Here is a 14,043-nt window from a genome sequence, read left to right as displayed (position 1 = left end):
GTCGCGTTTACTAAGGGATGATTGCCGCTTTTGGATTCGGTTGAGATTATCTCTCCAGTTGCATTCCATCTACTTGACCCATTACCGCCAGTGCCAATCGCATAGTCGAGAGCTTGGTTTTGGTAGGTCAACTTTTGCCATCGAGAATATTCTTGATCGTAAAAGTATGGTTGGGTCAGTGCTCCTGTATCAGAATTAATGCTTGTGAAGTTTAAGTTGTTTAAGTCATTGGGGTTTCCCCCAAATCTTAGATACTGATTACCAAAGATAAGTTTATTGACCGTCCCAACCGATCCCTTTTGCCAAGTGAATGCCTCTGCATTTGGGATCAATACATCAACACCATCCGCGATGGTGTAAGTACTTGTACCCCCGGATGAACTATCCTGCCCATACTTGAACTCAAGCCTGGCTGAGCCAGTTGCCACAAGGTTAGAGTTAATAATAATATTGTCATTGGCTTCCAAGGTTAACATATTTGTTGACCATGAAATGACGTCATTAATGTAGATATCGCCGCCAAGGTTTGATGTTGCGACTGTATGATTTCCACCGGCTAAAGCTGTTTCGACTGCTGTACCAGTCATATCACCGCCAACCGCTGCAACCGTGAAGTCAATAGGGTCAATCAGCCACAAGCCACTTTCGCCATGGGTGGAAACTGTGGTTACTCTTGCATCATCGGTGACCTTGACTCGTGCAGCGCTGGTTTCAATGAAACCACCGTTTCCACTATCAGGTGCTGTGGCGTTGATATGACCAGACACTTTAGTAATGCCATAATCCATATCACCCATAAGCATAATTTGTCCGTTTTCCCCGGTAGATAAGGTTTTCGCTTCTGTTATGCCGGTATGGTTGATGACACTACTGGTAAGTTCTGAAAGAGACTTGGCAGATAGGTAGATTAGGCCACCATCGGCTCTCACTGCGCCACCTTGTTCAATTAAACCGTCAATGGTACCTTCATGAACTTCAAGTTTTACAGGCCCCCCAAGATCGAGTGTTAGCTTATTGCCTGAGCCAAAAATAACGTTGCCTCGGTGGGCCTCGATAGTACCGTTATTAATGACTTTAGCCGCGATTAAGGCTATTGTTCCGGTATCTGAAGCAGTAATATTTCCTTGGTTTATTATTGCGCTAGAACTGTGTCCATCAAAATTATATTGACTAGCTAGGAAGTCTTCCGTGCTGATGTTTTGAGTCGAAGCAACAAGTCCCCCTACATTAACTTGAGCTTGCGAGGAAAAGGTAATACCGTTTGGGTTGATAAGAAAGACTTGACCGTTGGCGTTCAACGCTCCCTGAATTAACGAGACATTGCTACCCAGCACTTTGTTGAGTGCGACCGATGATTGTGATGGTTGAATAAAATTGACTTCATTACCGTGGCCAATGGAGAAATCTTGCCAATGTGCCACTACTTTGTCACTACTTTGCGTTATATTCATGGTGTTGCCAGATGTTGTAATCTCGGCAGAGCCACTTACAATATTGCCACCAGAGGGAAGGTTATCTGCCTTGGCTAACCACGAAATGATCAATAAGATGCATATGGCTTTTTTCATTTTGGCTCCCTCGGTGTAAATAACACTTCTGTCATTTTAGTACATTGAGCGGAAAGCATAGGTTTAAAGGCTTTAAATCTCGCGTTAGTATCTAGATGCAGAACTCAATGACATAAAGCGTGTTTAATCGATATGGTTCAAAAAAACAATCAGACAAAAAAAGTCGCTCATTTAAATGGTATCCGCGCTTTTGAAGCAACGGCAAGACACAAAAGTTTCGCTGCAGCAGCTCAGGAGCTTAATGTGACACCCGCAGCAGTTGGACAACAGGTGAGGCAACTTGAGGAATGGTTAGGAGTCTCCTTATTTGATCGCTCTCTGACCGGTTCCGCGCGTCTTACTATGACCGAGCAAGCACAGCAAGTTTATCCAGATATCCAAAGAGGCTTGGCACTGATTTTACAAAGCATAAATCAGCTACGTGCCGAGACAAATGAAACTCAAATTACGGTTTCTGCGAGTCCATCAATCACTGCAAAATGGTTAGTTCCTTTGGTTCAGGAGTATCAAACTTGTGAAAGTGCCAGCGATATTCAGATAGAAACAGATTTAGCGCTTGTCGATTATCTTGAGCAGGGGATTGATATTGGTATTCGTTATGGTGAAGGTCGATGGGACGGTTTAAACGCGAGCCTTCTTATGACCGAGGATATCTTTCCTGTTTGTTCACCAGAATTTGCTCTAAAACACCGTTTGCAAGATATGGATTTGAATGACTTCTCATCCATACCCTTGATTTATGATCGTTCTGCGCCGAAAAGCCTTGGATATCCATCATGGCAAGTGTGGGCAAAGGCATTGAATCTTAGTTTTCTGGACAAAAGTGCCGCGATGAGTGTGAATGATTTTTCAAGTGTTATTGAGCTTGCTCGCGGGGGAAATGGACTTGCCTTGGCACGTAGCCGTCTTGTTGAAAAAGAGTTGGCTGCTGGTGAGCTGGTCTGCCCATTTGATTTGGATAAAAGCAAGGTGAGTTCACAATTCTCCTACTTTTTAGTCTGGCCCGAAAATCAAGACAGCCAAATGAAAACGCACCATTTTAGACATTGGATTCTCGCTCAAGCTAAACGGTTTAACTGAGCGAGACTTTGAGTGTTTACCCCTGATGAACAGGCAAAGCAAAAGTTAGATTAAACGCGACAGCAACATCGAGCAATTTTGGATTGTTGAGGGTCTTATCTCTCGATAAACGGATATCGACATACTCTTGAAGTGATGTCGTGGGTCTTATCATTGCGTTCAATTCTTTTTGTACTGACAACGGCATATCAACCATAGCTGGCTCATCAGCGGGAGGGTAATCGTGACCCAAGTGGAGTTGCGTCTTGTCATCGAGGTTGTAGAGGCTTTGGATTGAGTGGTAGAGCGTTTCTGCACTTCCTCCAGGAAAATCAGCTCGCGCTGTCCCTTTCTCTGGTCTAAATAGTGTGTCACCGACAAAAATATGTCCATCAATGTGATAGGTCAAGCACGCGGGAGTATGTCCAGGGGTCTCTATGACTGAAATTGTTTTATCGCCTAAAGGCAGTTGGCTGGTTGAATCAACAAACAGATCAAACTCTGAAAGAGCTTCAAGAGCAAGTGGTTGCTGCCATTGGTCATAGACTTCCCTGATTCGGTGACTAATCACAGTTTTAGCTCCAGTTTGATCTTTTACATACTGGGCGGCAGACAGACGGTCAGCATGAATGTGAGTATCCAATACATAGTTGATCTCAAGGCCTTGTATGTGTACCTGAGACAATATGATATCAACATGCTTGGTTGAGATTTGACCGTCTTTGTAATCTAAAACGGGATCAATAATGACAGCTTTGTTTTGATGAGAAATAAGGTAGCTAAGAGAACCTGACTCTCTGTGAAAAAAAGGCTGTATTTTCATTGTGAAATCCTTAAGGTTTTACTCGATTTTCGACCTAACGGGTCGCTTTATTTATACCCAAGTTATCTGAAAAATACTTGGATAAGTTGTTCTAATTAATACCGCCAAATTGGCGATTAATGGCGTACTTCACCAGTGCCTACTTTACGATAGATAACTGAGTTCTTGTGTACGTCAATGGCTAATGATGACTGAGCGGGTAAACGCAGCCATGAGTGATGTTGATAATTTTCGCCATTTATAGAAAGCTCACCTGATAGAACGAAAATCTCTACAACGTCTTGGAATTCTTCACTTTGAGAGTGGTAACCTTCTTTGAAACGGTGCAAGGTCGTATCCTCAACTGAAGATGACCATAATTGAAGCTGTTGGTGATTTTTGTCGATATCGGTCCAGGTGGCTGCATTAGTATCTATATAGACATAATCTTCCTCTTCAGCAGGCACTTGAGACAGCTTGACGAAAATTTCGCAGCCATCTTTGGTGAAAGGTGCATGGACTGAACCAACAGGGTTACGTACATACCAGCCTTGTGAGAAGTCACCTTGTTGGTCCGAAAAGGTGCCATCAAGCACAATATATTCTTCTCCTCCAGGATGACTATGAGGTTTGAACTCACTGCCTGGGGCATAACGCACACAGGATGTAGCCCTGCGAGCGACTTCATCACCTCGGCGTTCAAACATCATACGCTTCACGCCAACCATTGGAGTATCAGAGTAGGGCAGTGATCCTCCTTTTATTGTGACCGGTTCAGAAAAATCGACATTCCATTCAATATAGGATTGTTGAGCTGTTTTCTTATCGTTTGTTTTTGTCATCATTATTACTCCCAATTTTTTCAATAGTGTAGAGTGATAAAACTGGGTCGACGAGTGAGAATTTGTTTGTGAGCCAGATAGATTTTGTTGTTTGGTGTTTGGTGTTTGGTGTTTGTTTTTGAAGACTGGGACTCAAAGCCTAAGTATTTAATCTACCTTGAAGTTGCTTGGGTATAACAGTAGTATCTTGGCGCAGCCGATCAACAGGCAGCGAAAAAGATTGTTTACGGCCTGAAAGGCCGATCAAATTGTTCTCAGGGCGGGGTGAAATTCCCCACCGGCGGTATACTTTCAAGTGAGCCCGCGAGCGCTCGAGATTTCGAGGTCAGCAGATCTGGTGAAAAGCCAGAGCCGACGGTCATAGTCCGGATGAAAGAGAATAACAGTGCACATTACGCTTTTTACTAACATAGTGAGAGGCCTGTGTGTGTTGGTTTTAGGTTCTAGCGTTTGACCTGATACTTCACGAGAACTTCTTGTAAGGTAATAGGTTAGCGTAGAGTCTCTCGCATCGCCCTGATTCTGGTAATAATTAGGAGTAACCATGAATCAGTTATCACTTCTTAGCCAATTTGGCGACCCTACTTCTCGCGTTGAAAACGCATTGACTGCACTTAGACAAGGTCGAGGTGTACTATTGCTTGATGATGAAGATCGCGAAAATGAAGGTGATATTATCTATTCTGTTGAGCATTTAACTAATGAGCAAATGGCATTGATGATCCGTGAGTGTAGCGGTATCGTGTGTTTGTGTTTGACAGAAGATCAAGCGGATAAACTAGAGTTGCCTCCTATGGTGGCAAATAACAATAGCGCAAATCAAACCGCATTCACTGTCTCGATCGAGGCAAAATATGGTGTTACGACGGGCGTTTCCGCAGCTGATCGCGTCACGACGATAAAAACGGCAGCCAATTCAGACGCTCGGCCAAGTGACCTAGCTCGTCCGGGACATATTTTCCCATTGCGAGCTCGTACTGGTGGGGTAATGATACGTCGAGGTCACACAGAAGGTACCGTGGATCTAATGCAGATGGCAGGCCTTCAGCCTGCTGGTGTCCTGTGTGAGGTGACAAACCCAGATGGTACCATGGCAAAAACACAAGAAATTATTGCGTTTGGTAAGCAGCATAATATGCCGGTCCTTACGATAGAGGATATGGTCTTATATCGCCGGCAGCATGACCTGCAATTAGCCTAGCTAATGAGAAAAAAGGCCACATATGCTGTGGCCTTTTGCTTTCATTCGACGTTAGTCAAATATTGTCCAGTTTTTGGTAAGTAGTAATCTTTGGCTCATGCTCGAGAAACGTGAGTAGTTGAGAAAAGTCTCCTCTTTCTTCGCGCCAATTCAAGTAGCGTTCAAGTGCGCCTAGTTCTGACCACTCGACACTTACCATAAATTGTTTTTCTCCGAGTGTTGCCGCCGTTACTCCCAAATTCCCAGTGAACTCTCTGGTCTCTGGTAAAATACGCTTCAGAAACAAAACAAAATTTTGTGCTTCACCAGGTTTGGTTTTGAATTCAAATAAACTTATCAAAGCCATAGATACTTAGCAACATTATTGAAATTGAGTCAGTAAGTTGTCAGTGCTTTCTACCTCTGCATAAGCAAACCCTAAAGCCGCCATAAAGGCTGCATGAACTTGCTCTGCGGGGACTTTGGTTCCATTGAATTCTAAATCCAATGTGGCACATGCATCATGAGCCAACTGGACAGGATAGCCAAAATCAACAGCAGCGCGAGTGACGGCATCAATACACATGTGGCTCATTGCTCCAACCACAACAAGTTTGGTTACATTGAGTTTTTCAAGTGTTGCTTTTAGTTCTGTATCACGGAAGCTATTAATTTCGTGTTTCAAAATGACAGGTTCGCCATCAATTGGAGCAACGCTATCGTGTATTTGTGCTCCTTGCGAATTTGGCAAGAAAAAGGGAGCCTGCTCAGTTGGAAACTCATGCCTAACATGAATGACGGGAAGCCCTTGCTTTCTGAACGTACTTAACAGTTTTTGCGCATTCGCAGCGGCAGCTTCTGTTCCGGATAGCGCCCACTTAGCACCTGAGTAAGTTGGGTAGTAGTCATTTTGAAAATCAATTAGTAAAAGTGCAGTTTTAGACATAATCAGAATCCTCTGTTTGTTGTTTGTTGTTTGTTGTTGAGACTGATTATGCTGGAGAAAACACATCGAGGCGGGTGGCAAAAATGACATATTACAAGCCAAAAGTGACATTTGTTAATACTCACTAATACCGAACAATGAGGTATCACGGGTTACGATGTTGCCGCCTTTTTGAATAAGCTTGGTTTTAAAGACCCTAATAGTATATTCCGAGAGATTAGTGTCTTAGAGAAAAGGTAGGATATGGAGGCGAAGTGGTTTATTGGAAAATTTAATCAGAAAGCCACACATCAACGTTAGTGTGTGGCTCACGATGTTGCTATTACTTAAAAGCTGTAAGCGACCGTTGCACCAACTAGCCATTGGTTTGCACTATCAACGATCGAAGAGTCGCTAATATCGTTGCCAAGACGAGTGTACTGAGTGACTTGACTAACTTGCCAGTTATCGTTGATTGGCATTATTAGTTTGTAACCTAGACCGTAGTTTACCGATGAGTCTGCTTTATACGCTTTACGTTGAGCCGTTGCTTCTTTTTGGTTAACGCCAAAGTAATGATTGACGTACTCCTCGCTCTGGTAAGATACGTTAGCAAAAGGAACGAGGTCGACATTGCCAATATTCATGATGTGAAAGTAAGTTGCGCCAGCTTGCAGTCCATCATATTGCCCAGAAATATCGTGCTGAACATAGGTTGAAATTACGTTATTTTTATTGATGGTAAAGTCTGCATTCAAACCCATATCAACTGAAAAACGACGTTTATCTGTACCTTTTAAGATTCCTGCAGTATCACCATCACGAGCAACACCACTACCCGTTAAATATGTGCTCATGTTAAATACATCATTAGTATTACCTAAAAAGCGATAGTTAATACCAGACAGGTCGGCATTGAAGTCATCACCGTGGTACCCACCGTTGAGTAATGGAGCCGTATTGTGCTTTTGATCTTTAAAAAGGTCGCTGCCATGAACAACACCAGCTTCAACCATCCAGCCACCTTCATTGTTATAAACGTGACCATTACGGATATAAGTGTCACCAGCAAATGCTGAACCAGTTGTACTCAGTGCAGCTAGTGTGAACAGTATTTTTTTCATTTTTATTCCCTCATAAATAACTTATGAACACTGTACAAAATTATCCTGTAGGGTAATGTCCATTTAATGTATAAAAATGTCAATTGTGTTTTTTTGTGATTCCGTATCAGTATTGGGCGAGATTAAAAATGGACTTTTTACTTAAATTAATGATTAGTATCAATAAAAAATTAAAATTGATACGCATTTTATTTGATGGAAAAGTAAAAAAACATCTGGGAAAAAGAATAAATTGTCAGAGGGGTATTTTTTTTATATTCATTATGATAATTCTATTATTGATATTTATAATTTCTATTGGTGTTGATTTATAAATTAGTTATTGAATCCAATTTTCGATATATTTTTTAAACAGAGGGATATGATAATGAATGCTATCGCGTTATTTACAATAGCTAATGCTATTTCTCCGTCGGTCAATACGGGGTCGAATGCCATACCGATATACGAAAATAGTTCAAAACAGGAATTAGGTGAAGTTTCAAAATGGCAAGATGAGATGGAGTCAGAAGATATTTTCAAGATTGCTTCATTGGTAATGGACCAAGATGCCATTCGAATATCATCACAAGTGACAGATGATGACTTCTCTTTGTGTCGAGATAGAACGGGTTGGATTCATAGTGTGACCTATTCTGATAATCTTGATGAGCTTGTCGTTCATATTGATTCCAAAGAGAGAGATGCGACTCTTACTGACGCCGCATTCAAGTCTGGAGGTGTAAATAAAAAAGTAGATAGGACCACAGGTACCCTAAGAGCAGACACAAAAATCGGTCGCGAAGATTTTGAGCGCGAGACCGCATTAGCCGCTTATTCTGAAGGTAAACCTGAACTGATATTTTTTACATCCTATCAGCGAAAAATTGATGCTCCAAAACGTGTAGACAAGAAATATACTTATGCAGAATTTGATATTTTTGAAAAAGATGCGGTCTCTAGCGAGGAACTACTGGACATTGTTTACTTTTTAGATCGAGAATCGGATGATGCGTTAAATATAGCCTTGCAACTTATTGAGGCTGCAAAAGTTATGTATCAGGGTGAACTAGCACATCGTGATCTGCACATGGGAAACCTTATTGTCCATAAGATCAACAAGACAGATGAATTGTTTCTAAAGGTAATCGACTTCGGGCGCGTAAAGTATGATTCAGACTTTGATTCATACCAATATAATGACATCCACTATTTATTTGATAGAGAGGGAGAGTCATTTTTCGAGACTTTTGCTAGAAACTATATCGTGGCCTTAGGTAGTTATTTTTTCGATGACTTAGAGATTGCTCAGAAGCACTACCCAATACATAAGTTAATCGATCCATTTGGGGATCATAAAAAAGTAGTGAGAAACTCTCTATCCAAAATAGGCCAGAAACTTGAGTCTGATTTATCCAAAGCAAAAAATGAGCAGGAGCAAGACACCGCCTTTATGCATGCAAAATGTTCAGTGAGTCAATTGTTCGACCAGTTTAATCAGCAAGATTCTTTTTGAGATATTCGGCTACATACCCAAGTGACTTTAAATGAAGAACTCTGAGCGATGTCACAGCGTTGAGTTAAAGGAAAATAACGCAGTGTAATAGAGGACTCTTACTGAGTTTTTGACGATGAAATCGACGCTGTGGCACGTCTCTATAGAGCGAGTTGTCTTACTATGTATTCGTCGTTACCAATGTTCAGTTTAAGTGACCAGATGTTCAAATCGTTACCTTGCATCATAACGAGGGGCATATACCAATGATGATTACAGTGATTACGAGAGAGTGTATCGGTATATGCCTGTTGTTTTTTGTTATATGTTTATTTCATTTTCATCCTCATTTTCAAAGTAATAATCCTCATTAGTCCATGAGTGTTTGGACACATCAATTTGATGCAAAATTTGCTTAACCCTCTTATCGTCGAAGGCAACGATTGTATCGATTCTTTGTCTTTGGGCTTCTACAATACTGCTCACAGCGGTGTCGAGTTGCTGTTTATTGAGTGCATTGCTTGCGGTTAGAGCATTAAATGAAATAATTATGGCATCGAGGGACTCTAAAATTGCGGCATTTATCATCGCTGCTCTCTTAAGTTCTATTCTTGGTTGGATTTGCTCATGGATTATGTGTCTCAATTTGTCGCGGTGTATTGCACCCGTTACTGCATCGGTGATTGCCATTCCGCCAATAACAGTCGCAATTCCGCCTGCTACCTGACCAACTCGAAACCAAGGTGGTAAACCGGCTAAACGTGCAAACGCAGCTTCACCAATTCTTCCCTCAGAAATAAGGTATGAAATCGAGGCCTTATTGATTGCAATTGTTGCTAGTGGGAAGATAACGAGTGGTTCAAGAGCATCGATGACTTCTGTGGTCCAGTCATGACCGATATAAAGTTGACTTAGATCGATATGCGGGTCTTGAGCGCATGAACTGTATGCGTGAATAACCACACTATTTGCGGTTTGTAATTTACGTTCGATTTGCACTTTATCATTTGCAAGTTGTGAAGTGAGTGATTTTATATCAAAACTCAATTCTTCAGCTCGCTCTAATCTATTTCTATTGTCTGGATATTCTAAATCTTCAAATAATCCATTGGCCTGAGATGAAGAAAAAGCAATGGCAGCAAGGGATAATGAAGCCGCATAAAGAGCGCTTTTAAACATAAAGATCCTTATTTTATTTACACAAAAGCCCAACTAATTTATTTACATTTAGACTTAAAGTGAAATTAATATTAACTTTCTGAAACATAAGGCTATCCCATCACTTGTGTGTCATCAATAGAGATCATGAATCAATTGTAATTCATGTCTACGAGCTAATATTTATAGGTCATTTTTATGATAAAGATATATTTTATAGATCTTTTTTTGAACTATTTTTGTTTGGTAATTAATCAGTGTTGAAATTTGAAATATATATACCTAAGTGACTTCAAAATGAAAGATTCGGAGCGATACCACAGTGTTGAATTAAAGGAAAATAACGCAGCGTAATAGCGTACTCTTACTGATTTTTTTGACGATGAAATCGAACGCTGTGGCACGTCTCCATTGAGCGAGTTGTCTTGCTTATAAAGCAAGCCATTCTCGCTAAGCTTAGTATCTTGGGGTCACTTGAGTGCAATAATATCAATAACTAAAGTGTTGATTTATAGTATTTAATCATTTCATCTTGATTAAGAGCTTCTTCTTTGAGGTTTTGTTGCTGCTTTAGTATTTGTGCGAGTGATGGGAGAATAGATCGTTCTGCTTTGTATTTATCAGACCAAAGTTTAGCTCTCATTACTGCTTTTCCACAGTGAAAATAAAGGCTTTTTATTTCAATCTTAATGACAATTTTGGGTGGTTTATTTCCATCAGGACATAATGACAGTAGCTCTGGGCAAGAGTGAATACTAGCCACTCCTTTTACACGTAACACTTCATCAATACCATTCACCATAAATATCAGTCCAACTTTGGGGTTATTAATTATATTTCTCAAGCTATCTACCCGATTATTTCCAGAGCTTTCTGGTATTAATAGTGTTGAACTATTGATAGTTTTTATGAATCCTGGTGTTCCTCCCTTGGGAGATAAATCTGTAAATCCTAGGTGATCACAAGTGCTAAGAATGGCAAAGCTACTATTTTCTATGAGTGTTTGGGCGTGACAATCTATTTGTGGCATGACTTTATTTTTCGCGCGCACACTTGGTTGTGAAAAAATAGTTTCAAGTTGTTCAATACTAGTAATTTCACTCATCATATTCTCCATTTAATATTATACCCAAGTAACCTCAAGATGTTAGGTTCAGCGAGAATGGCTTGCTTTACAGGCAAGGCAACGATTTGAAAATCTAGTCATCTAAATTGAAAATCGGTAACGAGGCATGTAAAGCAAGACAACTCGCCCTTTGGGAGCGTGCCACAGTGCCGATTTCATCGTCAAACAACTTGGTAAGAGTTCACTATTACGCTGCGTTATTTTCCTTGAATTCAACACGGTGGCCTCGCTCTGAATCCTGCATTTTGAAGTCACTTGGGTATAAATTACTTAAATACTATAAATAAAATATTTAAAAATAATAGACTGGGTATGATATTTAATTATAATTATTACATATTAGTAATAATGAATTACAACCATGCGGTATTGTTTCGTTTTTTGCTGAGGTTATGATGAGTTTATCAAGGAGCTAGGACCAAAAACTGGTCGTTAAACAATACCTTGATATTAAGCTCAACGCTCACAGAGTTTGGGATATTCTACCGAGACTGGATAGATTGTCTGACAACGTGCTCTATGAGCAACGCATTCAATGTGCAATTATAATAAGGACAAAAAAATGACAACACTGACTGATAAACCAGGTATTACTTTAATCAAATCCGGCTCTTTTAAATTGAATGATTTAAGCAAGCTGCTCAATGTCGAAAATCTAAAAAGTGATATGGCAGAAGTTGCTGTCACCAATAATCAATCAGCCTTGACGATAGGTCACTTTACCATGTCTCCGGGCGTCGAGTTTGAGTATGTGTATGATTCAGTTGAGTATAAAGTCGTTACAAAAGGTAAGATCGTAATGCGTGATACTCAAGGTAATAAATACGTTGCAGAGACAGGTGATGTGATTCTTTTCTCGCCAGATGTGACGGTTATTTTTGATGCAGAAAGTGATGGTGAAGCGATTTATACTGCTCATCGTGAAGCCTCGGAAGAGTTTGCTCCTGCAAAATAAACCCTAAAATCAATGGTAAAGGACACACATCCTCCATGTGTGTCTTTTTACTTAGCCGTTGACTGCCTCTCCATAAGAAAATTATTCAGCTTTTGGCCACGAACTTCGATTTCTTGAGCCTTAATAACTTGAAAACGAAAGTATTCAAAGAATGGCCGAGCAGTGATGCTAACCTCTGAATAGAAGCACTGTATACTTCGTTGCTCGCCGATATTTAATATATGTCTCATTAGCGTAGAACCAACACCTCGCCCTTGGTATTCATGATGGCAAAAGAAATGATCAATCAGTCCGTTCTCTTGAATATCTGCATAGCCAACGACAACACCATTCATTTCTGCAACAAAGGGGGACAATTGGGCCATTTTTTTATCCCAAACTGAGGGATCAAAGTTATTAGGTGCCCAGGCTTCTACCTGTTTTTGTGAATAATCACGAATATTGACGTTACGAACAGCATAGAAAAATATATTCCATAGGATAGTAGAATCCGATTCTTTGTACTTTCTTATCTTAATCATATTCTTAAGTTGAATGAATTTTACACATTATATCACTTTAATTTAAATAATCACATATCAATAATATTATTTCATATAAATAATAAATTAAAAAAATTATCGAATTTTATTATTATATTAACCTTTATACTTTTAAGTGGAGTTATTTAGATCTTTTGTTTCATTAAATATTAAATTTCATTTAATGTTTTAGAATTGTCGCTCTATTTTTTATCTCGTTTAATTTTAAAAAATAAGTATAATAAATTCCTGAGCTTAAATTAGTTTACCATAAACCTTATAAGGTGTTTTGTTTGTAGTTAAACAGGAATATAAAGCAAGGCGGTTGGTTTTTTATTTTAGTCATACTTTTTTATATCTGTTGTTTGTTGTTTGTTGTTTCTATATTTATAGTTTTGTTTTTTTAGTATCGATTTTTTAAATGGAGGTAATTATCAATGCTTGGAGTGAATGATATTTGGTTATTTATTATCTCAGGGGTTGTGCTCAATATAATGCCGGGCCCTGATTCTTTATACATTGTCAGTAGAAGTGCAAGTCAGGGTTTTAAAGCTGGATCTTCAGCGGCTTTTGGTACTGCATCTGGAGTATTGGTTCATAGTTTTATCGCTGCTTTAGGTCTATCCGCAATATTAACAACATCTACAATAGCTTTAACGATATTAAAGATGTTTGGTTGTGCTTATCTTGTTTATTTGGGTTTCTCTACTTTAATAAAAAATGGTGATAGTGAAAATTTATATCATTCTAGTCATCGAAAGATCTCTCTATCAAAAATATTTTATCAGGGGTTTGTCACTAATATATTAAACCCTAAAGTTGCTCTATTTTTTTTAGCCTTTATGCCACAGTTTATTGATAATGATGCTCCTAATAAAGCGTTAGCATTCCTCTTTCTGGGTTTGGTATTTAATATTAACAGTTTGTTGTGGAGTCACATACTAGCTTGGTCGTCATCGTCATTGAGTGTCAAAATAAAATGCAGTGAGCTTATGACAATTACCTTGAATAGATGTGCCGGTTGTCTATTTATAGGTTTTGGGGTCAAACTAGCGATGATGCAACACGCTTTTTAATTAAACATAAGGTTGCCAAGACCTTTTGAGTAACCGAGCTTGTTAAGCCACTTTGGTAAATACTAAAATAAGGTCTTGGTGATCTATCGTATACGAATTTCTTGCCATTGTTTATGGTGAGGATTGTCATTATAGGAGGGAGCTTGTAATAATGAAGCAAAGGACTAAAAAATTTGAGACTCTCAGTTTATTATGTACTGAGAGTCTCATTTGCTTTGAATGACAAGTTTATT

General features: G+C 39.5%; 14 protein-coding genes and 1 riboswitch. Of the genes, 5 read left to right on the top strand and 9 right to left on the bottom strand.

Features of this window, described 5'->3' with window-relative positions:
* A partial coding sequence (locus tag RH40_RS20155) for a two-partner secretion domain-containing protein (RefSeq protein WP_009603111.1) occupies positions 1 to 1,568 on the bottom strand: 1,568 nt, incomplete at its 3' end.
* 132 nt (positions 1,569 to 1,700) lie between these two features.
* On the opposite strand from RH40_RS20155, the gene RH40_RS17965 reads away from it, so the two are divergent.
* A complete protein-coding gene (locus RH40_RS17965) occupies positions 1,701 to 2,648 on the top strand; it encodes a LysR substrate-binding domain-containing protein (protein ID WP_009603110.1) in 948 nt (315 codons plus the stop codon).
* Positions 2,649 to 2,664: 16 nt separating this feature from the next.
* Here the strand turns inward: RH40_RS17965 and RH40_RS17960 are convergent, their stop codons facing one another.
* Both RH40_RS17960 and RH40_RS17955 read right to left on the bottom strand, forming a co-directional pair.
* Positions 2,665 to 3,450 (bottom strand): MBL fold metallo-hydrolase, encoded by a 786-nt coding sequence (locus RH40_RS17960; RefSeq protein WP_009603109.1) that lies wholly within the window; start codon positions 3,448 to 3,450, stop codon positions 2,665 to 2,667.
* A gap of 116 nt (positions 3,451 to 3,566) precedes the next feature.
* Positions 3,567 to 4,274, bottom strand: coding sequence for a cupin domain-containing protein (locus tag RH40_RS17955; RefSeq protein WP_241209910.1), 708 nt, complete (start codon positions 4,272 to 4,274; stop codon positions 3,567 to 3,569).
* Positions 4,275 to 4,517: 243 nt separating this feature from the next.
* Positions 4,518 to 4,656, top strand: a riboswitch (FMN riboswitch).
* A gap of 159 nt (positions 4,657 to 4,815) precedes the next feature.
* Between RH40_RS17955 and ribB the strand changes: the two genes are divergently transcribed.
* Positions 4,816 to 5,472, top strand: coding sequence for a 3,4-dihydroxy-2-butanone-4-phosphate synthase (gene ribB, locus RH40_RS17950; protein ID WP_009603107.1), 657 nt, complete (start codon positions 4,816 to 4,818; stop codon positions 5,470 to 5,472).
* Between the two features lie 55 nt (positions 5,473 to 5,527).
* Here ribB and RH40_RS17945 read toward each other — a convergent pair whose 3' ends face one another.
* The 3 genes from RH40_RS17945 to ompV form a co-directional block, all read right to left on the bottom strand.
* Complete coding sequence (locus RH40_RS17945; RefSeq protein ID WP_009603106.1) at positions 5,528 to 5,818, bottom strand: putative quinol monooxygenase; 291 nt, start codon at positions 5,816 to 5,818, stop codon at positions 5,528 to 5,530.
* Positions 5,819 to 5,833: 15 nt separating this feature from the next.
* Entirely contained in the window at positions 5,834 to 6,397 is a 564-nt protein-coding gene (locus RH40_RS17940) for a cysteine hydrolase family protein (protein ID WP_009603105.1), read from the bottom strand.
* Between the two features lie 326 nt (positions 6,398 to 6,723).
* Positions 6,724 to 7,500: an outer membrane protein OmpV gene (gene ompV, locus RH40_RS17935; RefSeq protein WP_009603104.1), complete on the bottom strand. Its 777-nt coding sequence runs from the start codon at positions 7,498 to 7,500 to the stop codon at positions 6,724 to 6,726.
* Between the two features lie 367 nt (positions 7,501 to 7,867).
* Between ompV and RH40_RS17925 the strand changes: the two genes are divergently transcribed.
* Complete coding sequence (locus RH40_RS17925; RefSeq protein WP_009603102.1) at positions 7,868 to 8,995, top strand: protein kinase family protein; 1,128 nt, start codon at positions 7,868 to 7,870, stop codon at positions 8,993 to 8,995.
* Positions 8,996 to 9,295: 300 nt separating this feature from the next.
* Here RH40_RS17925 and RH40_RS17920 read toward each other — a convergent pair whose 3' ends face one another.
* Together RH40_RS17920 and RH40_RS17915 are read right to left on the bottom strand one after the other, a co-directional pair.
* The gene (locus tag RH40_RS17920) at positions 9,296 to 10,153 is read right to left on the bottom strand and encodes a hypothetical protein (protein ID WP_009603101.1); all 858 of its coding nucleotides are present in this window, start codon (positions 10,151 to 10,153) and stop codon (positions 9,296 to 9,298) included.
* A 475-nt stretch (positions 10,154 to 10,628) separates the two neighbouring features.
* Positions 10,629 to 11,237: an MSMEG_1061 family FMN-dependent PPOX-type flavoprotein gene (locus tag RH40_RS17915; protein ID WP_009603100.1), complete on the bottom strand. Its 609-nt coding sequence runs from the start codon at positions 11,235 to 11,237 to the stop codon at positions 10,629 to 10,631.
* A 556-nt stretch (positions 11,238 to 11,793) separates the two neighbouring features.
* Between RH40_RS17915 and RH40_RS17910 the strand changes: the two genes are divergently transcribed.
* On the top strand, positions 11,794 to 12,213 hold the full coding sequence (locus RH40_RS17910; protein ID WP_277422202.1) for a EutQ-related cupin domain-containing protein: 420 nt from the start codon (positions 11,794 to 11,796) through the stop codon (positions 12,211 to 12,213).
* A gap of 47 nt (positions 12,214 to 12,260) precedes the next feature.
* Here the strand turns inward: RH40_RS17910 and RH40_RS17905 are convergent, their stop codons facing one another.
* Positions 12,261 to 12,734, bottom strand: coding sequence for a GNAT family N-acetyltransferase (locus tag RH40_RS17905; protein ID WP_009603098.1), 474 nt, complete (start codon positions 12,732 to 12,734; stop codon positions 12,261 to 12,263).
* Positions 12,735 to 13,171: 437 nt separating this feature from the next.
* Here RH40_RS17905 and RH40_RS17900 point away from each other — a divergent pair, with 437 nt between their 5' ends.
* A complete protein-coding gene (locus RH40_RS17900; protein WP_009603097.1) occupies positions 13,172 to 13,810 on the top strand; it encodes a LysE family translocator in 639 nt (212 codons plus the stop codon).
* Positions 13,811 to 14,043: the final 233 nt, after the last annotated feature.

Source organism: Vibrio caribbeanicus ATCC BAA-2122 (assembly GCF_000165125.1).
Taxonomy (GTDB): domain Bacteria; phylum Pseudomonadota; class Gammaproteobacteria; order Enterobacterales; family Vibrionaceae; genus Vibrio; species Vibrio caribbeanicus.
This window is presented reverse-complemented; position numbering and strand designations above follow the sequence as displayed.